This window comes from Amycolatopsis sp. NPDC088138 (assembly GCF_044741685.1).
Taxonomy (GTDB): domain Bacteria; phylum Actinomycetota; class Actinomycetes; order Mycobacteriales; family Pseudonocardiaceae; genus Amycolatopsis.
This window is the reverse complement of record NZ_JBIUTB010000006.1, coordinates 163583-183251: the sequence shown is the minus strand read 5'-3', so window position 1 is coordinate 183251 and position 19669 is coordinate 163583. Positions and strand designations below refer to the sequence as shown.

Genomic DNA, 19669 nt, shown 5'->3' with positions numbered 1-19669 from the left:
CCCCGCACCGAGGTGCGGGGCCCTTTTCGTCTGTCTGGGGTCAGCGAGGCGCGGGGCCCGCCTGGTCGGACAGCATGCGCAGCGCGTTCGCGAGGCCGTTGACCAGGCCGCGGACCAGGTCACCCTCCTTGAACGACGCCACCATGCTCGCGATCGCCAGCTTGCAGCCGCGGTCGGGCAGGCGGCTGTAGGCCGTCTTGCCCGTGACGATCTCGATCAGCCGCTCGCCGGGCGAGACCGCGATCAGGACCGCGTTGGCCGGGTCCGGCGTCGTCGCGTGCAGCTTCTCCGCCGCCGCGCGGCTGTCCTGGCCGCCCAGCTCGCCGAGGTACAGGCTGAAGTCGAGGCCGGTCTCCCGGCTCGCGAACGTCAGCGCCTCGTCCAGGCGGGCCAGCTGGCGGGTGGTGAACGGCCCGGCCGGAGCGGCGGGCTCGTACATCTTCGCGGCCGACACGCGGCCGCTGGACGTCAGCGCTTCGCCGTAGCCCAGCTCGGACTCGTCGACGCGCTTCGTCAGCTCACCAGTTGCCACGAGCGCCTCCCGCCGCGGTCGAGGTGCCCGTGGACACCGTGCTGCCTCCGGCACCGGCGTGCCGGTGCCCCTCGCCGACCCCTTCGGGGTTGGCGCTCCACCACATGGCCGGATACTCCCAGGCCTGGCCGTTCCGGTACCGCGGGGCGCCACCGGACCTGCGCCGCAGCGTCAGGAGGCCGGCGAAGCCGTAGATGGCCAGCGGGATCACGGCGAAGACCAGGATCGTCTCGACGATGTTCACGGCGCTGAGCGTATCGGATGACCTCCGCGAGCACCGCGCCCGCCGCGCTCGACCGTTCGTCGTAAGCCAACCGCCGTCCGCCGCTTGGCGCGCGGGCACTGGAACGTTGGGGCGAAGACCGTCGGGCCGAAAGGTTGCAACTCAACGTACAGGCGGCCGCACCCGCCGCTGTCGTCTTGTCGTTGCCTTGAAATCCTCGTAGCTTTTTCACCTGTACGGGCCTTGCGCCCCGCTCCCCAGCCCCAGCAGGTAACGCACCGGTCCCAGGAGGCCTTGCCATGAACAGCGTCCACACCCCCGCACAGGCGATCACCGAGACCACGTCGTCACCCAGCGAGATCGAATTCGTGCCCGGAACCCGTGTGACGGCGGGCACAAGGGTTACCCGGGGTACACGCGTCACGCGCGGTACTCGCGTCACGGCGGGAACCCGCGTCACCATGGGCACGCGGGTGACGGCGGGCACGAGGGTCACGCGCGGGACGCGGGTCACCCGGGGCACCCGCGTGACGATGGGCACGCGGGTGACGGCCGGCACGCGCGTCACCTGTGGCACCCGCGTCACGCGCGGCACCAGGGTCACCCGGGGCACGCGCGTCACCATGGGGACCCGCGTCACCTGCCAGAGCGAGTACGCGCTGGCCGCCTGAGCCTCACCTGTTCACCAGGGCCGCTCGCACCACCTGAGGACATGCGCAAGCACCCGGCTCGCCCCGGCCGCCGCAAGGCAGCCGGGGCGCCGGCATGTTCGGGCCCGGTGCGTACGGGGAGCTAGGCCGCGGACCCGAGATAAGGCCGCCAGAGCGGGTCGGCCTCCTTGGAGTGGGCGAGCAGCCGCCAGTGCGGGCCGTGCGGGGCCCGCGGGACGACGCGCAGCCGCCAGTTGATCTCCGAGAGCAGCCGGTCCGCTTTGCGGTGGTTGCACTTGGCGCAACAGGCGACGCAGTTGGTCCAGGCGTGGGGTCCGCCACGGCTGCGCGGGATGACGTGGTCGATCGTCTCGGCCCGCCCTCCGCAGTAGGCGCAGCGGTACCGGTCGCGGTGCATCAGCCCGGCCCGGGTCAGCGGTACCTGGGCCCGGTAGGGCACCCGCACGTACGTGCTGAGCCGGATCACCGAGGGCAGCGGCAGCGACACCGTCGCGGCGTGCAGCTCGATGCCACCGGGGTCGCCGTGCACCACTTCGGCCTTGCCGCACATGACCAGCACGACCGCGCGGCGCAGGGGCAGCGCGGTCAGCGGCTCGAAGGTGGCGTTGAGCAGGAGCACCCGGCGCCGGCCCCAGGCCGGAGCCGCCGGATCCCGGCCTCTACTACGCTGTCCGGGCGGGCGGGTAACTCCCCCTGGGCGGTTCCCCGGCCCGGCCGGGACGGATCCGCCGGATGCGGAACCCCCCGGATAGGCGCGCAGGACCACCTCTGGCGTCTCATCGGCCATGGCTTGGCCGGAGACACCGCGGGGGCTGGGTTGTCGGTCTGGCACTCGACCACCTCCAGGGGCGTAGGCATAGTCGACCACAGAACAGGCCCCCAGCGCACGTGTGTTACAAGACGTGTCACATCCGCGCGACCCAACATCCACTCGAAGTTGGGGAAACCGACCTGATCGGAAGGATGATCGAACTCCCGTGTCCCCCTCGCTCACCGTCGACCAGACACCGTGCATCACCGACGCCTCCACCTTCTGTTACCAGGTGTACAAGGCGACTAACAACGTGTGGCTGGCCGGCTCGACGAACTGGCTGCTCACCAAGCCGCTGAAGATCCTGATGATCATCGTGATCGCGTTCCTGGTGCGCCTGCTGCTCAAGCGGCTCATCAACCGCGTCACGACGCTGCCCAAGACGGGCGGCAAGCTCCCGTCGCTGCTGCGCCCCCTGCGCGAACGCGCCCCGGAGGTGCTCGGCTCCGCCGTCATCGAACGGCGCCGCCAGCGCGCGACGACCATCGGCTCGGTGCTGAAGTCGATGGCCACGTTCCTGATCTACGGCCTCGCGTTCATCCTCGTGCTGGGTGAACTGGGCATCAACCTGGGGCCGATCATCGCGTCGGCCGGCATCATCGGCGTCGCCATCGGGTTCGGCGCCCAGAACCTCGTGCGGGACTTCCTGTCCGGCATCTTCATGATGATCGAGGACCAGTACGGCGTCGGCGACGTCGTCGACATCGGCGAGGCGACCGGCACCGTCGAGGCCGTCGGCCTGCGGATCACCACGCTGCGCGACCTCAAGGGCACGGTCTGGTACGTCCGCAACGGCGAGGTCCTGCGCGTCGGCAACTCCAGCCAGGGCTTCGCGGTCGCGGTGGTCGACGTCCCGCTGGGGTACTCGGCCGACGTCGAACGCGCGTCCGCCGTGCTCATGCAGGCCGCTTCGACGGCGACGGAGAGCGAAGCGCTGCAGGCGAACGTCCTCGAGCCGCCGGAGATGCTGGGCGTCGAGAGCGTCACCCCGGAAGGCATCCAGATTCGCCTGACCGTGAAGGTCCGCCCGGGCAAGCAGTGGCTGGTGCAGCGCGCCCTGCGCGGTCAGCTGCTCGCGGCCCTGGAGGAGGCCGGCTTCGAGCCTCCGCTCGGCCGGCTGTTCCCGGCGGCGTCCCCGGTCATCGAGAAGTAGCCGCGGACGGCGGCGGCCCGGCCTTCCCGGCCGCCGCCGTTACGCTGGGAAACGGTTTTGCGACGGTTCGGAACGAGCGGTACCGGGCGTCGGGAACCTTTGGCGTAAGGGCAAAATGGGAGGCGTGTCACCAGTGAGCGAACCGGCGAACCTGTACGAAGCGGTGGGCGGCGAACCCACGTTCCGCCGGATCGTCGGGCGGTTCTACGAGGAAGTCGCGCGGGACGAGATCCTGCGCCCCCTCTACCCGGAGGAGGACCTCGGCCCGGCCGAGGAACGCTTCCGGCTGTTCCTGATGCAGTACTGGGGCGGCCCGCACACCTACTCCGACCAGCGCGGGCACCCGCGGCTGCGGATGCGGCACGCGCCGTTCAAGATCGGGCCGATCGAGCGGGACGCGTGGCTGCGCTGCATCCGGATCGCGGTGGACGAGGAGAACCTCGACGAGCCCTACCGGCAGCAGCTGTGGGCCTACCTGGAGATGGCCGCGCACAGCATGATGAACAGCTTCGTCTGATGAGACCCGAGCCGGCGGACGCCGCCTGGTGGCAGGACGCCGTCTTCTACCAGGTCTACGTGCGCTCGTTCGCCGATTCGGACGGCGACGGCGTCGGCGACCTGGAGGGCATCCGGTCCCGGCTCGGTTACCTGGAGCTGCTGGGCGTCGACGCGCTGTGGCTGACGCCCTTCTACCGCTCCCCCATGGCCGACCACGGGTACGACATCGCCGACCCGCGTGACGTCGACCCGATGTTCGGCACCCTCGGCGACTTCGACGTCCTGCTGACCGAGGCGCACAAGCGCAAGATCAAGGTCACCGTCGACATCGTGCCCAACCACACCAGCAACCAGCACGCGTGGTTCAAGTCGGCGATGGCGGCGGCGCCGGGCAGCCCGGAGCGCGAGCGCTACGTCTTCCGCGACGGCGTCGGCCCGCGCGGCGAGGACCCGCCGAACAACTGGGTCAGCGCGTTCGGCGGCCCGGCCTGGACCCGGGTGCCGGACGGCCAGTGGTACCTGCACCTGTTCGCGCCGCAGCAGCCGGACCTGAACTGGGCCAACCCCGAGGTCGCCGCCGACCTGGAGCGCACCCTGCGCTTCTGGCTCGAACGCGGTGTCGACGGCTTCCGCATCGACGTCGCGCACGGCATGGCCAAGCCGCCGGGCCTGCCGGACATGGACCCGCGGGCCGGCGGGTTCACCCCGACGCTCTACTACGACCCGCGCTGGGACTACGACGGCGTCCACGAGATCCACCAGATGATCCGCAAGGTGCTCGACGAGTTCCCGGAGACCATGGCGGTCGGCGAGATCTGGGTGACCGACGAGGAGCGCCTCTCGCGCTACCTGCGGCCCGACGAGCTGCACCTGGCGTTCAACTTCCGCCTGGTGCTCACCCACTTCGACGCCGACGCGATGCGCACGGCGATCCAGCGGTCCTTGACGGTCCCGGCGAAGGTCGGCGCCCCGGCGACCTGGACGCTAAGCAACCACGACGTCTGGCGCCAGGTCAGCCGCTACGGCGGCGGCGCCCAGGGCGTGCGCCGCGCCCGGGCGATGGCGCTGGTGGAGCTGGCGCTGCCCGGCGCGGTCTACCTGTACAACGGTGAAGAGCTGGGCCTGGCCAACGTCGACCTGTCCTTGGACGAGATGGCCGACCCGCGCGCGAAGACGAGCGGCGCGGAGTTCGGCCGCGACGTCTCCCGGGTGCCGCTGCCGTGGGAGGGCGACCTGCCGCCGTTCGGGTTCTCCCGCAACCCGCGCACCTGGCTGCCGATGCCGGGCGAGTGGGCCGAGCTGACGGTCGAGAAGCAGATAGAAGACGCCGATTCGACGCTCTCGCTCTACCGAGCGGCGATCGAGCTGCGGAAGACGCACTCGGCGTTCAGCGGCGAGGAACTGGAGTGGTACGGCGCGCCCGCGGGCTGTTTCGCGTTCCGGCGCCGGGGCGGCGGACTGGTGTGCGCGCTGAACACGTCGGCGAGCCCGATCGCGCTGCCGCCGGGAGAGGTGCTGCTGTCGAGCAGCCCGCTGGTGGACGGGAAGCTGCCCGCCGATTCGGCGGCTTGGCTGGTCTGACGCTCGGCTTTGCGACTTGCTCCGCGGCCGGGTTCTGCCGCTCTGGACGGCTCGCCTTTGACGTTTCCACAGGTGGTCGTGGTTGTGGACAACTCCGCGAGGAATCGCCTTGTCCCGGGGTTCCGTCGGTGGGGGCCGATACGCTGGAGCTGGGACCGGCCCCCTTGGGGAGGGCGGGCGCCGTGTGGGCGGCGCCGCGATGACCGGGCTGGGCGGCCCGGACCGAAGACGTCATTTGGTGGCCGCCGCCGGCCTCGCGTTGGGCGGGCTGGGCGCCCGGAACCGAGCTGTCGCCAACACCACTCGCCAGCAACAGCGCGCCAGGCGGACTGGTCACCCGGAGCCGAGCCATCGGCAAATGACCCACCAGCAACCGCGCATCGGGCGGACTAGTCACCGGGAGCCAAGCCATCAGCAAAGACCTACCAGCAGCCGCGCGCTGGGCGGACTGGTCACCAGGAGCCAAGCCATCAGCAAAGACCCACCAGCAGCCGCGCGCTGGGCGGACTAGTCACCCGGACCCGAACGGTCGCCAACACCACCCACCAGCAGCGGCGCGCTAGCCGGACCGGTCATTCGAACGCGAACCACCGGCAAGGACCCACCCAGCAGCCACGCCGCGCTAGCCGGACCGGTCGCCTGAATCCGAATCATCGGGAAAGACCCACCCGCCAGCCAAGCCGCGCCAGGTGAGCGCCGCGCTAGGCGGACTGGTCACCCTGACCCGAACCATCGGCAAATACCCCCGCCAGCAGCAGCACGCTAGGCGGACTGGTCTCCCGAACCCGAGCCGTCGTCAAAAGCGCCGCTCGCCAGCCAGGCCACCAGCGCAGCGGCCTGGAGGTAGGGCGCCGCCTGGGCGGCCGCCCGGCCCGCCGCACGCGTGCGGCCCCACCTCTCAGGTCGCTCGGCGCGCTCCGGCGCCTGCTCCCCCGGCCGGCGGTCACGCCGCCACGGCGTCTCGTCCGTGCGGACTTCGTCGAGGAAGTCCGCCGTCGGGTCGCCTTCGTCCGGGGTCATGCCTCCAGACTGCCACCGATCGCGCGGACCGGCGGGAGCCGTAAGAACTCTGTCAGAACAGCAGTGGCAGCAGGGCGTGGCGGCGGCGCAGGATCGCGCCGTACCGGGCGTCCAGGCGCAGCCACGAGTCCGTCGCCGTCACGCGGACGACGTCGCCCTCGACGCCCGAGTCCACGAAACCCATGCCGGACAACGCGAACAGGCAGCGCATCTGGACCTTGACCTCCAGCGAGCCGCCGCTGACGGTGAGCACCGCCTGGTCCATCAGCGACGCCGGCGGGTTGCCGTGCGGGCCCGCGTTGTCGCGGGCCAGCGTGACACCGCGGTCGGCCAGCTCCGCCACGACATGCGCCGGGAGCTCGTCGACCAGCTGCCAGCGGCCGGTCGGCGGCAGCTCGCCGTGCCACAGCAGGTCACGGGCCGGGCCCGGGTCCATCCGCGGGCCGCCCGCGATCGTCAGGGCGGCGAGCAGCTCGTTGCCGGACACCGTGACGTCGCCGGGGGTGACGTCGCCGGCCACCGCGCGGGTCGCCAGGCACTCGAACGGCGTCACCGTCCAGGCCTCGACCACGCCGTCACCGCGCTGGCGCAGCCGGACGGCCGTCTGGCCGTCCAGCCGGACCGCGCGGGCGACGAACGCACCGAGGGTCTCCCGGTCCGCCGCGTCCGGCACCAACAACTCAGGCATCCGCGAACCCCTGCTTCAGAAACTCCGACTCGGGCGGAGTGAGCCTACGCGGCCGCAACGCGACGGTGTCGTACGGCGCCAGCACCGTCTCCGCGGTGACCGCGACCGGGTCGGACTCCGCCGGCCCGCCGTGCACGCGGTAGGACAGCGTGAAGCTCGCCGCCTTCAGCTCGGTCAGGTCGATGTCGACGCGGAGGTCCTGCCCGGACACGACGATCGGCCTGCGGTAGGCCACCGCGAGCTTGACCACGACGATGCCCTTGGGCAGCTGCTCCACCCCGGCCCTGACGGCCCCTTCGAACAGCAGCGGGATGCGGGCCTCTTCGAGCAGCGTCACCATCTTGGCGTGGTTGACGTGCCCGTAGACGTCCATGTCCGTCCAGCGCGGGCGGACCAGCGAAACGTAGGTCACCGCACCGTGCTCCGGATCTGGCGGGCCGCCACCGAAAGGGTCGCCAGGTCGAGCCGGCCGGACTTGGTGATCTCGTCGAGCGCGACGCGCGCCCGCTGCAGCCGGGACGAGTTGGTCTTCTCCCACTGCGCGATCTTGTCGTCGGCGGACGACCCGGGATCGCTGTGGCGCAACGCGTCCAGCGTGATCGCCCGCAGCGAGCCGTAGACGTCGTCGCGCAGCGAAAGCCGGGCGAGGGCGTGCCAGCGGTTGCCGCGTTCGAGCGCGCTGATCTCGGTGAGCATCTTGTCTACGTCCAGGTGCGCCGAAAGGGCGTAGTACAACTCCGCCGTCTCGGCCGGGCTGTGCGTCGCGTCCACGCCGATCTGCTGCTCGGCCAGCTCCGCCACCTCGGTGACGTCGAGCAGGCCGAACGTGTGCAGCAGCAGGGCGATCCGGCGGGCGAGCCCGGCCGGGACGTTGCCGGCGATCAGCTCGTCGGCCTTCGCCTGCACGGACTCCGCTTCCCGGCCGCGCAGCAGGTCGCCGATCTTCGGCACGAGGTCGTTGAGGACCCGCCCGAAGCGGTTGATCTCCGCCAGCGGCGCGAGCGGCTGCGGCCGGTTGGTGAGGAACCAGCGCGCGGCCCGGTCGAGCAGCCGCCGTGTCTCCAGCACCATCTCGTCGGCGAGGTCGGTGTGCACGACGTTGTCCAGCGCGTCGATCTCGTCGCGCAGCGCCGGGAGGTCGAACACGCGCGTGACGACGGCGTACGCGCGCACCGCGTCGGTCGCCGTCGCGTTCATCTCCTCCATCAGCCGGTAGACGAACGAGATGCCGCCGCCGTCGACGACCTCGTTGGCGATCAGCGTGGTGATGATCTGGCGGCGCAGCGGGTGCTCGCCGATCGCCGGCGCGAACCGTTCGCGCAGCGGCTGCGGGAAGTACTCCGGCAGCCGGCCCGCGAAGACCTGCGAGTCGGGCAGGTCGCTGGCCAGCAGCTCGTCCTTCAGTTCCAGCTTGACGTGCGCCAGCAGCGTCGCCAGCTCCGGCGAGGTGAGGCCCTTGTCCGCCTTCTCCAGCTCGCGGAACTCCGAGTTGCTCGGCAGCGCCTCGAGCTTGCGGTCGAAGGCGCCCGCGGCGACCAGCGCCTGCACCTGCCGCGCGTGCACCGAGACCATCGGCCCGGCGTGCGCCCGGCTGACGCCGAGCACCGCGTTCTGCCGGTAGTTGTCGGCCAGCACCAGCGCGCCGACCTCGTCGGTCATCTCCTCCAGCAGCTCGTTGCGCTGGGCCTGCTCGAGCTTCCCGGTCTGCACCAGGTGGTCGAGCAGGATCTTGATGTTGACCTCGTGGTCGGAGCAGTCGACGCCGGCGGAGTTGTCCAGTGCGTCGGTGTTGATCTTGCCGCCGTCGTGCTCCGGGCCGCCCTCGCGGGCGAACTCGATCCGGCCGAGCTGGGTCAGGCCCAGGTTGCCGCCCTCGCCGAAGACCTTGACGCGCAGCTGCTTGCCGTCGACGCGGATGGCGTCGTTGGCCTTGTCGCCGGCGTGGGCGTGGGTCTCGTTCTCCGCCTTGACGTAGGTGCCGATGCCGCCGTTCCAGAGCAGTTCCACCGGCGCCAGCAGGATCGACTGGATCAGGTCCATCGGCGCCAGTGCGGTGACGTCCGCGCCGAGGCCGAGGGCCTCGCGCACCTGCGGGCTGACCGGGATCGACTTGGCCGAGCGGGGGTAGATGCCACCGCCCTCGCTGATCAGCGAGCGGTCGTAGTCGTCCCAGGAGCTGCGCGGCAGGTCGAACAGCCGGCGGCGCTCGGCGAACGTCGAGGCCGCGTCCGGGTTCGGGTCGAGGAAGACGTGCATGTGGTTGAACGCCGCGACCAGCCGGATGTGCTCGGACAGCAGCATGCCGTTGCCGAAGACGTCACCCATCATGTCGCCGATGCCGACGACGGTGAAGTCCTCGGCCTGGGTGTCCTTGCCCAGCTCGCGGAAGTGCCGCTTGACGCTCTCCCAGGCCCCCTTCGCGGTGATGCCCATGGCCTTGTGGTCGTAGCCGACCGAACCGCCGGAGGCGAAGGCGTCACCGAGCCAGAAGCCGTACTGCGCCGACATCTCGTTGGCGATGTCGGAGAACTTCGCGGTGCCCTTGTCGGCCGCGACGACCAGGTAGGAGTCGTCGGCGTCGTGCCGGACGACACCCGGCGCGGGCACGGTCTTGCCCTCGACGCGGTTGTCGGTCAGGTCGAGCAGGCCGGCGATGAACATGCGGTAGCAGGCGATGCCCTCGGTCAGCTGGGCGTCGCGGTCGTAGCTCGAGTCGCCGCTCGGGACCGGCGGGCGCTTCACGACGAAGCCGCCCTTCGCGCCGACCGGCACGATGACGGCGTTCTTGACCGCCTGGGCCTTGACCAGGCCGAGGATCTCGGTGCGGAAGTCCTCCCGCCGGTCCGACCAGCGCAGGCCGCCGCGCGCGACCTCGCCGAAGCGCAGGTGCACGCCTTCGACGCGCGGCGAGTACACGAAGATCTCGAACCGCGGGCGCGGCTCGGGCAGGTCGGGCACGCCGCTCGGGTCCAGCTTGATCGCCAGGTACGGCCGTGGCGCGCCGTCGGCGTCGGTGACGTGGTAGTTCGTCCGCAGGGTGGCGCGGATGACGGCGGTCAGGCGGCGCAGGATCCGGTCCTCGTCGAGGCTGGTGACCTCGTCGATCATCTCGTTCAGCTCGGCCGCCAGGCCCTCGGTCGCGGCGTCGCGGTCGACGTCGGACAGGTGCAGGTCGAACCGGGCTTCGAACAGCCGCAGCAGCTTCGTGGCGACGTCGGTGTGGTTCAGCAGCGTGTTCTGGATGTAGTCCTGGGAGAACGCGCTGCCGGCCTGGCGCAGGTACCGCGAGTACGCGCGCAGCACGGCGGCCTGGCGCCAGGTGAGCCCGGCGCGCAGGACGAGGCCGTTGAGGCCGTCGACCTCGGCGTCACCGCGCCAGGCGGCCTGGAAGGCGTCCTGGAACCGGTCGCGCAGCTCGGTCACGGCGGCGTCGTCGGCCTGCTTGCCGAGCATCTTCTGGCTGATGCGGAGGCCGAAGTCGTAGATCCAGCACGGGCCGCCGTCCTCGCGGTGCAGCTCGTAGGGCCGCTCGTCGACGACCTCGACGCCCATCGCCTGCAGCACCGGCAGCACCTTCGACAGCGTCACGCCTTCGCCGCGCAGGTAGAGCTTGAACCGCCGCTCGCCGGGCTCGGCGTCGGCCGGCAGGTAGAACGACAGCGCGAGGTCGCCCTCGTCGTTGAGCGAGTCGAGCGCGCGGAGGTCGGCCAGCGCCTCGCCGGCGGAGAAGTCCTCCTTGTAGCCCTCGGGGAAGATGCTCGCGTAGCGCTGGCCCTGCTCGGTCGCCGACTCCTCGCCGAGGACACCGACCGCGACGCCGCCGTCGGAGCGCTCACGGCGTTCGTCGAGCACGGCCTCGACCATCCGGTCGTCCCAGCTGCGGACGGCGTCGTTGAGCCGGTCCTGGATCCGCGGGGTGTCCGGCTCCAGGCGGCGCGCGGGGTCGGTGTGCACCATGAAGTGCACCTGCGCCAGCACGGTTTCCCCGATGCGCGCGCTGTATTCGAGCTGGGTGCCTTCGAGCTCCTCGAGCAGGACCTCCTGCATCGCCAGCCGCGAGCGCGTCGTGTAGCGGTCCTGCGGGAGGTAGACGAGGCAGGAGTAGAAGCGGCCGTACGGGTCGCGGCGCAGGAACAGCCGGAGCCGGCGGCGGTCGGACAGCGTGATCGCGCCGGTCGTCGTCGAGTAGAGCGAGTCGGTGTCGGCGGAGAACAGGTCCGCGCGCGGCCAGTTCTGCAGCACCTCGAGCATCCGCTGGCCGGAGAAGGACTCCATGGGGAACCCGGCGCGGTGGATGACCTCGCGGACGCGGTCGCAGACCACCGGGATGTCGAGCACGTTCTCGTGCAGCGCGGTGGTGGTGAACATGCCGAGGAACCGGTGTTCACCGGTGACGGTGCCCTCGGCGTCGAAGGTCTTCACACCGACGTAGTACGGGTAGACCGGCCGGTGCACGGTCGAGGGCGCGCTCGCCTGGGTCAGCACGAGCAGCGACGGCGCGAGCGCGGACGTCGCGGTGTCCGGGCCCGCGGTGAGGCCGCGCGCGGCCAGGCTGTCCTGGCGCAGCACGCCGAGGCCGGACGCCAGCACCGCGCGCAGGGCGGGTTCGTCCGAGTCCGGGTGCGGGTTCTCGATCAGCTCGTAGCGGCGGTAGCCGAGGAAGGTGAAGTGCCCGTCGGCCAGCCAGCGCAGCAGCCGCGCACCCTCGGCGATCTCGTGGGCCGGCAGCCGCGGCGGGTCCGTCTCCAGCTCGCTCGCGAGCTGGCAGGCGGTCTGGGCCATCTTGTCGGCGTCCTCGACGACCTCGCGGACGTCGCCCAGCACGCTGGCGAGCCGGTTGTCGAGCTCGCGGGCGCGGTTCGGGTCGGTGACGAAGTCGATCTCGATGTACATCCACGACTCGGCGGCCGAGTTCGCGGGCGGCTCGCCCGGGTCGGCGTCCGGGTGCACCTCCTGCAGCTCACCGGTCAGGTCGCGGGTGACCACGACGATCGGGTGGACGATCCGCTGCACCTGCACGCCGTCGCGGGCGAACTCCGCGGCGATCGAGTCGACCAGGTAGGGCATGTCGTCGGTGACGACCTGCACGACGGTGGCCTCACGGGCCCAGCCGTCTTCGGCGACGGTGGGGTTGAGCAGCCGCACGGCGGGGCGGCCGGGCATCCGGGACTTGGCCAGCTGCAGCTGCGAGCGGACCGCGCCGACCAGGTTGACCGGCTCGTCGCCGACGATCTCCTCGGCCGGGATGTGCCGGTAGAAGAGCCGGATGAGCTCGCCGATCTCCGGGGCCAGCCCGGCAGCGGTGTCGATCAGGTCGTCCCTGATCTGTTCCGGGCTGGCGGTGGAGCGCGGGGTACCGAACTCGGGTTCGGTGGCGGCTCCGGTTCCGGGTGGGGACGAGACTCCGGTCGAGCTCATTCGAGGCAACTCTCCAAGATGCGTGGGGTGACACCGCGCCGGTTCGGCGTTGAACTCCGGCCACCCCACACTAATCCGCCGGGACGGGAGCGCACACGAAGACCCGGAGCTTCCCGAGCGCGGGAAAACCCTTATGGGCCTGCGGATTCGCGTGATCGGTAAAGCTACCGGCGGGTTGTGTTCCGCGCCCGCGTGTGGCGCTGACCAGCCCAACGCGGTGGCCGTCACCCGAGGCAGCGGCTACATGATCGGTTCAGCTGACCCGGTCGGGGGCGGGCACCGAGCCGTTCGGCGAGCGGTGACGGCCGGTCACCGACAGCGAAGTGCGACGCATCCCACTTCCCGGGCGGCGTGGCAGATGGGCGACAAAACCGGGCGTCTCACCGACTGAACGGCGTACCGCGTAACCGATTTGCCGGATCCGCCCGGCTCGCCGCGTGCCGGCGCCTCGGCTCTTCGGCGCCGGCGGTGCATCGATTTCGCGACAGCCGGAACGGTGGGTCAGTCCGGTGAGCCGTGGCGGCGGGAGTCCGCGACCTCGGCGCCGTGGCCGTTGCGGCCGTGCCCGTTGCGGCGGCTGCCGTTGTCCTGCGACCCCAGCTGCTTGACGAGCGCGGCGGCGCTGGCCGTCCCCGCCTGGTGCTCGGCGAGTGCGCGGGCCAGCAGGTCGGCGAGACCGGCGTCCGGCGGCGGCTCGTCCTCGGAGATGGCGCGCGCGTAGCTCTCCGGGAACGGCGCCGTCGCGGGCGTCCAGTTCCCGAAGTCCTCCATCGGCTCCAGCGACGGTGGCATCCGCAGCCGTGGCAGCCACGGCTCGGCGTCGTCGCTGTAGTCCTCGGGACGCGGCGCCGGCGCGAGCTCCTCCTGGGGCCGTGCGGGGGGCGGTTCCTCGCGCGGGCTGTCGGCGTCCTCGGCCCGGCGACGGCCACGACCACCGCCACCACCGCCCGACGCGGAGATCCCGAGCCGGTCCAGCACCGACTGGGAACCGTGTTCGGAGTCGTGCCGCGTCGACGGCTGGGGTTCGCGGCGCACGGGTTCCCGCTCGGCCGCCGGCTCGGGGGCGAGCGGCAGCGCCGGGGTGATGCGGGTGGGCGCCGACTCGCGCTCGGCGGCGGTCTCCCGCAGCCGGGCCTCCGCGACGGCGGCCCAGGAGAACTTGGCCTTCCCGTTTCCGTCGGGCTCGGCACGCCGCTCGGCCGGGACCTCGTCCGGCTCCGGCCGGAAGTCGGGCTCGGAACGGCGTTCGGCGCGGATCTCGATCGGCTCGGGCCGGGGTTCGAGACCGGTCCGCCGCCACGGCGGATCGGCAGGGTCGGGCCGCCGTTCCGGCGTCGACCGGACCTCGATGGGGTCCAGACGCGGCTCCGGCGCGGCCCGCCGTCCGGGACGGGCCTCGGCCGGCGGCTGCGGCCGCACTTCGACGGGCTCGGAACGGTGGCCGGGTTGCTCGGACCGCGCCGCGGCAGGCTCCGCGGGCACCTGGCGATGTCCGGGCGCCGGGAGCCGCTCGGACATCGCTTCGATGGACTCGGGGCGGTAGGCAGGCTCCGCAGGCCGCTCGGACCGCACCTCAACCGGCTCCGAGCGGTAGCCGCGCTCCGCGGGCCGCTCAGAACGACCCACGGCGGGCTCGGAACGGTATCCGGACTCGGCGGGCCGTTCGGACCGCGCCTCGACGGGCTCGGAGCGATACCCGGGATCCGCGGCCCGCACTTCGACGGGTTCCGGACGGTACCCGGACTCCGCAGGCCGGTCGGACCGCACCTCGATCGGCTCCGGGCGGGCCGGGGCCGGCTCGGGGCGCCGTTCGACGGCCACCGGCTCCGGGCGCACCCGGGGATCCGGCCGCCGGGCCGGGGGCGGCGCGGGTTCGTCGCGCACCGCCGGCATCAGCGAGGTCTCGGCGGCGTCGGCGGTCACGCGGGGCTGCTCGAACGACCACGCGGGCGCCGGCGCCTGCTCTTCACGGTTCCCGAACGACCACGCCGGCGCGGCGGCACGGGGAGGTTCGGGCTGCGGGGCGACGGGCGCGGCGGGCTCGGCCGCGACGACCGGGACCGGCCGTGACGGCACCGCCTTGAGCACCTCGTCGAGGTCGATCGAGGCCGGCTCGCCGGTGCCGAACTCGCCGGCCAGCACGTTGCACGCCTGCCGCCGGGCCCGCGCGTGCAGCTGCTCGGCCGCGCGCGAGCGGTACAGGCAGGCGATGGCTTCCTCGGCCTGGCCGAAGCGTTCGTGCAGCTGCGCCAGCTCCAGCCACAGCCGCGCGGTGACCGCGGACAGGCCGTGCCGGTCGGTGCTCGCCACGGCTTCGCGGACCATCTCGATGGCCGCTTCGCCGGAGCCCGACGGGAGGTGGATCCGGGTCGCGACGGCCAGCCGCAGCCAGCTCGCGGGCGCGACGCCCGCCGCGCGGACCGGTTCGGCCAGCATCGGCTCGGCGATCTCGTAGGCCATGTCACTGTCGCCACGGTCCAGCAGCGTGCTCACCAGCAGCAGGACCAGGCGGATCCGGACGAGGCCGCCGTCGTCGGCCGGGTTGTCGAGCTTCTCCAGGAAGCCCAGCCCGGTGCGGGCGGCGTCGGCCGCCGCGGTCAGGTCGCCGTGGCGGCGCCGGTGCGCGGCCGTGCCGACCCGCAGCAGCGCCCGCACCAGCAGCTGGGTGTCGGCGCCCAGCGAGTCGTCGCCCAGCACGAGCTTGTCGGCCTCGACGAGCACCCGGTCCAGCTCGGACTTGCGCCCGATCTGCGCGAGGCAGCCGACCAGGTGCGTCAGCGCCGAAGCGCGGTGCACCGGTGAGACGACGGGGTCGGTGAGCACCGGGCGCAGCGCGGCGAGCCCGGTCAGCGGCACGCCCAGGCTGCGGGCGCAGACGGCGAGGTCGATGCGCAGCCGGGCGGCGATGTCGCCGTAGCCGGCGTGCTCGGCCGCGCGCAGGGCCGCGACCGCGCGGCCGACGGTGGCCGGCCGGTCGCCGAGCCGGACCCGCGCGGACACGACCAGGCTCTCGGCCCGGATCCACTGCTCGTCGGCGCCGGCGGCCTCGGACAGCGCGGCCGCGCGCTCGCCGAGAACCAGGGCGAGTTCGGGCGCGCGCAGGTACAGCGCGTCCGCCCGCTCGATGAGCCGCCCGACGGCGGAGAGGGTTCCCCCGGCATTGGCGGAGCGCCCGCCCTCGGTGCCCGAGGGTGGGCCCGTCCGGTGCTGCTTGCTGGCTTCCACGGGGAAACCCGCCCCCTCAGTCGCGGGTCAGCTTGCGGTGGGTGACACGGTGCGGGCGGGCCGCCTCGGCGCCCATCCGCTCCACCTTGTTCTTCTCGTACCCTTCGAAGTTGCCCTCGAACCAGAACCACTGCGAGGGGTTCTCTTCGGTGCCTTCCCAGGCCAGGATGTGCGTCGCGACCCGGTCGAGGAACCACCGGTCGTGGGAGATCACGACGGCGCAGCCCGGGAACTGCTCCAGCGCGTTCTCCAGCGAGCCGAGGGTCTCGACGTCCAGGTCGTTCGTCGGCTCGTCGAGCAGGATCAGGTTCCCGCCCAGCTTGAGCGTCAGCGCCAGGTTGAGCCGGTTGCGCTCACCACCGGAGAGCACGCCCGCCGGCTTCTGCTGGTCCGGGCCCTTGAAGCCGAACGCCGAGACGTAGGCCCGCGACGGCATTTCGGTCTGGCCGACGTGGATGTAGTCCAGCTCGTCGGAGACGACCTGCCAGACGGTCTTCTTCGGGTCGATCCCGCCGCGGTTCTGGTCCACATAGGACAGTTTGACCGTCTCGCCGATCTTGACGATGCCGTCGTCCGGCTCCTCGAGCCCGACGATCGTCTTGAACAGCGTGGTCTTGCCGACGCCGTTCGGGCCGATCACGCCGACGATGCCGTTGCGCGGCAGGTCGAACGACAGGCCGTCGATGAGGACGCGGTCGTCGAAGCCCTTCTTGAGCTTGTCGACCTCGACCACGACACTGCCCAGGCGCGGGCCCGGCGGGATCTGGATCTCTTCGAAGTCGAGCTTGCGGTGCTTGTCCGCCTCCGCCGCCATCTCCTCGTAGCGGTCGAGCCGCGACCGGGACTTGGTCTGGCGCGCCTTGGCGTTGGACCGCACCCACTCGAGCTCGGTCTTCAGGCGCTTCGCGAGCTTCGCGTCCTTCTTGCCCTGGATCGCGAGGCGCTCGCCCTTTTTCTCCAGGTACGTGGAGTAGTTGCCCTCGTAGCCGACGACGCGGCCGCGGTCGAGCTCCATGATCCACTGGGCCACGTTGTCCAGGAAGTACCGGTCGTGGGTGACGGCGAGGACGGCACCGGCGTAGCGCGACAGGAACTGCTCCAGCCACAGGACACTCTCGGCGTCCAGGTGGTTGGTGGGCTCGTCGAGCAGCAGCAGGTCCGGCGCCGACAGCAGCAGCTTGCACAGCGCGACGCGGCGGCGCTCACCACCGGAGAGGTGCGTGACGCCCTCCTCGGGCGGCGGGCAGCGCAGCGCGTCCATGGCCTGCTCGACGGTCGAGTCGAGCTCCCAGGCGTCGGCGTGGTCCAGCTCCTCCTGGAGCGAGCCCATCTCCTCCATCAGCTCGTCGCTGTAGTCGGTCGCCATCAGCTCGGCGATCTCGTTGTAGCGGTCGAGCTTGACCTTGATTTCGCCGAGGCCCTCTTCGACGTTCCCCCGGACCGTCTTCTCCTCGTTGAGCTCCGGCTCCTGCATCAGGATGCCGACGGTCGCCCCCGGCTGGATGAACGCCTCGCCGTTGCTGGCCGTCTCGATCCCCGCCATGATCTTGAGAACGGTGGACTTACCGGCACCGTTCGGACCCACCACGCCGATCTTGGCGCCGGGGTAGAACGCGGTGCTGACGTCGTCGAGGATGACCTTGTCCCCGACGGTCTTGCGCACCTTCTTCATGGTGTAGATGAACTCGGCCATACGCACGATCGTAGAGCGCACGTGATCGCGACCTGACGCCGGTCACCGTCGGGCTACCGAAAGTCAGCCGCGGATCACCGGAACGGCCGTTTTGCCGGAGGTCGGACCCAGTCTCAAGCTCAACCCGAAGTCGAGACTATTCGGCGCGCTTCCCGTCGGCCATGTTCTTCAGCATCGCGTTGTACGCGTTCAGCTCCTCGTCACCGGTGCGGTCTTCGCGCCGGTCACGCCGCTTCGCCTCCCGCTCGTCCTGGCGCGCCCACTGCACCAGCAGCGCGATCAGCACCAGCAGCACCGGGATCTCGCCGGCCGCCCACGCGATGCCGCCGCCGAGCCGCTGGTCGGTCAGCAGGTCGGTGACCCACGGCAGGTGCAGCTGGCTGTAGAACGCCTGCCCGATCACGGTCTGCCTGCTCATCAGGATCACGCCGAAGAACGCGTGGAACGGCATGGCGGCGAACATCATCCCGAGCCGGGCGAGGTACGGGATCCGCCGCGGCGCCGGGTCGACGCCGATCACCGGCCAGTAGAAGACGTAGCCGGCGAGCAGGAAGTGCGCGTTCATCACCAGGTGCGCCCAGTGGTAGTTCAGCGCGTTGTCGAACAGCCCGGAGAAGTACAGCGCGTAGAACGAGCCGACGAACAGCAGCAGCGCGACGACCGGGTGGGTCAGGAACCGCGACACCGGGGAGTGCACGAACGCGAGGATCCACTCGCGCGGCCCGGGCGGGTCGTCCTTGCCCGCGGCGGGCAGCGCGCGCAGCGCGAGCGTGACCGGGCCCCCGAGCACGAACAGCACCGGCGTCACCATCGACAGCAGCATGTGGCTGCCCATGTGGACGCTGAACATGGCCGGCGAATAGCGGCCGATGCCCGAGGACGTCGCGATCAGCAGCACGACGCAGCCGGCGATCCAGGCGACGGTGCGGCCGACCGGCCAGGTGTCGCCGCGGCGCAGCAACCGCCGGACACCGGCCAGGTACAGCACACCGAAGACGAGCGCCACGGTGCCGTAGACCAGGTCGAAGCGGGTGTCGAAGAGCAGCCGCCACACCGTCGGCTCGCCGTCGAGGTTGTAGCCGATCAGGAGCTCGGTCGTGGACGGCTGGGTGATCGCGTCGGCCGGCGGCGGTGTCCTGGCGAGCCCGCTGGCGATGCCGATCGTGACGAACATGATCAGGATCTCGACCGCGGCCAGGCGCATCAGCTGCCCGCCGCCCCGGCCGTCGACGAGGTCCGCGACGCCCTTGCGGCGCTGCTGGTGGCCGAAGACGCCGAGCAGCAGCAGGGCGACCGTCTTGGCGACGACCAGGAGGCCGTAGTCGGTGGTGAACAGGTCGTTCAGGCTGATCCGGACCAGCGCGTTGATCACGCCGGAGATCGCCATCACGATCCAGCAGACCAGCGCCAGCCGCGAGAACCGCTGCGCGGCCAGGCTCAGGTGCGCCCCGCGCCGGTACCCCAGCGCCAGCAGCGCGATCAGGCCGCCGACCCACAGCGACGCGGCGACCAGGTGGAACAGCAGGCTGTTGGTGGCGACGTCGTGCGAGCCGCCGCTGGCGGAGTGGCCGGTGACGGCGACCGGGACCAGCCCGCCGACGGCCAGGAAGAACAGCACCGCCGTCCAGCCCCAGGACAGCGCGAGCCGGCAGCCGAGCGCGACCAGTACGGCGATCAGCGCCGTCCACAGCCAGGCCTTGGGCTGCTCGATGGCACCGACGAGGTCGAGCAGCGTCTGCGGGTCCAGGACGTCGCCGAACGGCTTGCCCGCGGTGTCCGCCGCGGTGAAGGCGACCGAGAGCAGCGCCGCGGCGAACCACACCCAGGCGGCGATCCCGGCGGCACGCAGCGCGCCGTAGCCCTCGGGGCCGAGCGTGCCGGACTTCTGCGGCGGCACCAGGAACGCGGCCAGCAGCAGCGAGCCGACGCAGATCACGGACGCGGCCTCGGACAGCACGCGCATGACGGTGATGCCGTACTTGGTGACCAGGCCGGGGTCCGGCAGGCCCGCGATGACGTAGCCGGCGCCGCCGGTCAGCGCGATCAGCCCGACGGCGACGACCGCCGCCAGCAGCACGCCGACGGCGAGCAGGGGCAGCACACTGGCCCGGCGCCGCGCGGGCGCGCCGGATTTCGTCACGGGCTCGCTGGACACG

The 19669-nt window shown here is 71.7% G+C and carries 14 protein-coding genes; 4 read left to right on the top strand and 10 right to left on the bottom strand.

Translation table 11 applies throughout. The features are described 5' to 3' along the window. Positions 1-40: 40 nt before the first annotated feature. A complete protein-coding gene (locus tag ACIOD2_RS32610) occupies positions 41-532 on the bottom strand; it encodes a DUF5130 family protein (protein WP_400546761.1) in 492 nt (163 codons plus the stop codon). Beyond that, positions 519-776 (bottom strand): hypothetical protein, encoded by a 258-nt coding sequence (locus ACIOD2_RS32605; RefSeq protein WP_400546758.1) that lies wholly within the window; start codon positions 774-776, stop codon positions 519-521. Before ACIOD2_RS32605 ends, ACIOD2_RS32610 begins: the two co-directional genes overlap by 14 nt. A 278-nt stretch (positions 777-1054) precedes the next feature. Between ACIOD2_RS32605 and ACIOD2_RS32600 the strand changes: the two genes are divergently transcribed. Continuing rightward, positions 1055-1426, top strand: a complete 372-nt coding sequence (locus ACIOD2_RS32600; RefSeq protein ID WP_400546755.1) for a hypothetical protein — start codon at positions 1055-1057, stop codon at positions 1424-1426. Between the two features lie 121 nt (positions 1427-1547). On the opposite strand, the gene ACIOD2_RS32595 is transcribed toward ACIOD2_RS32600, so the two are convergent. Continuing rightward, entirely contained in the window at positions 1548-2045 is a 498-nt protein-coding gene (locus ACIOD2_RS32595) for an HNH endonuclease (protein ID WP_400546752.1), read from the bottom strand. A gap of 358 nt (positions 2046-2403) precedes the next feature. On the opposite strand from ACIOD2_RS32595, the gene ACIOD2_RS32590 reads away from it, so the two are divergent. The 3 genes from ACIOD2_RS32590 (at position 2404) to ACIOD2_RS32580 (ending at position 5469) form a co-directional block, all read left to right on the top strand. Further along, positions 2404-3390, top strand: coding sequence for a mechanosensitive ion channel family protein (locus ACIOD2_RS32590; RefSeq protein WP_400546750.1), 987 nt, complete (start codon positions 2404-2406; stop codon positions 3388-3390). 133 nt (positions 3391-3523) lie between these two features. Then, positions 3524-3907, top strand: coding sequence for a globin (locus ACIOD2_RS32585; RefSeq protein ID WP_326960134.1), 384 nt, complete (start codon positions 3524-3526; stop codon positions 3905-3907). Further along, positions 3907-5469 carry a glycoside hydrolase family 13 protein gene (locus ACIOD2_RS32580; protein WP_400546748.1) on the top strand — a complete coding sequence of 521 codons (1563 nt, stop codon included), beginning with the start codon at positions 3907-3909 and terminating at the stop codon, positions 5467-5469. The genes ACIOD2_RS32585 and ACIOD2_RS32580 overlap by 1 nt, the downstream gene beginning before the upstream one ends. Before the next feature lie 762 nt (positions 5470-6231). On the opposite strand, the gene ACIOD2_RS32575 is transcribed toward ACIOD2_RS32580, so the two are convergent. The 7 genes from ACIOD2_RS32575 to ACIOD2_RS32545 form a co-directional block, all read right to left on the bottom strand. Beyond that, complete coding sequence (locus ACIOD2_RS32575; protein ID WP_400546746.1) at positions 6232-6489, bottom strand: hypothetical protein; 258 nt, start codon at positions 6487-6489, stop codon at positions 6232-6234. A 52-nt stretch (positions 6490-6541) separates the two neighbouring features. After that, a complete protein-coding gene (locus ACIOD2_RS32570) occupies positions 6542-7177 on the bottom strand; it encodes a hypothetical protein (protein ID WP_400546743.1) in 636 nt (211 codons plus the stop codon). Then, positions 7170-7589: an acyl-CoA thioesterase gene (locus ACIOD2_RS32565; protein WP_400546740.1), complete on the bottom strand. Its 420-nt coding sequence runs from the start codon at positions 7587-7589 to the stop codon at positions 7170-7172. The genes ACIOD2_RS32570 and ACIOD2_RS32565 overlap by 8 nt, the downstream gene beginning before the upstream one ends. After that, positions 7586-12595 (bottom strand): NAD-glutamate dehydrogenase, encoded by a 5010-nt coding sequence (locus tag ACIOD2_RS32560; RefSeq protein WP_400546738.1) that lies wholly within the window; start codon positions 12593-12595, stop codon positions 7586-7588. Before ACIOD2_RS32560 ends, ACIOD2_RS32565 begins: the two co-directional genes overlap by 4 nt. Before the next feature lie 501 nt (positions 12596-13096). After that, positions 13097-15820, bottom strand: a complete 2724-nt coding sequence (locus ACIOD2_RS32555; protein WP_400546735.1) for a hypothetical protein — start codon at positions 15818-15820, stop codon at positions 13097-13099. A 16-nt stretch (positions 15821-15836) separates the two neighbouring features. Further along, positions 15837-17513, bottom strand: a complete 1677-nt coding sequence (gene ettA / locus ACIOD2_RS32550; RefSeq protein ID WP_400546732.1) for an energy-dependent translational throttle protein EttA — start codon at positions 17511-17513, stop codon at positions 15837-15839. Between the two features lie 136 nt (positions 17514-17649). After that, positions 17650-19668: a cytochrome c oxidase assembly protein gene (locus ACIOD2_RS32545; protein ID WP_400546729.1), complete on the bottom strand. Its 2019-nt coding sequence runs from the start codon at positions 19666-19668 to the stop codon at positions 17650-17652. Position 19669 lies beyond the last annotated feature (1 nt).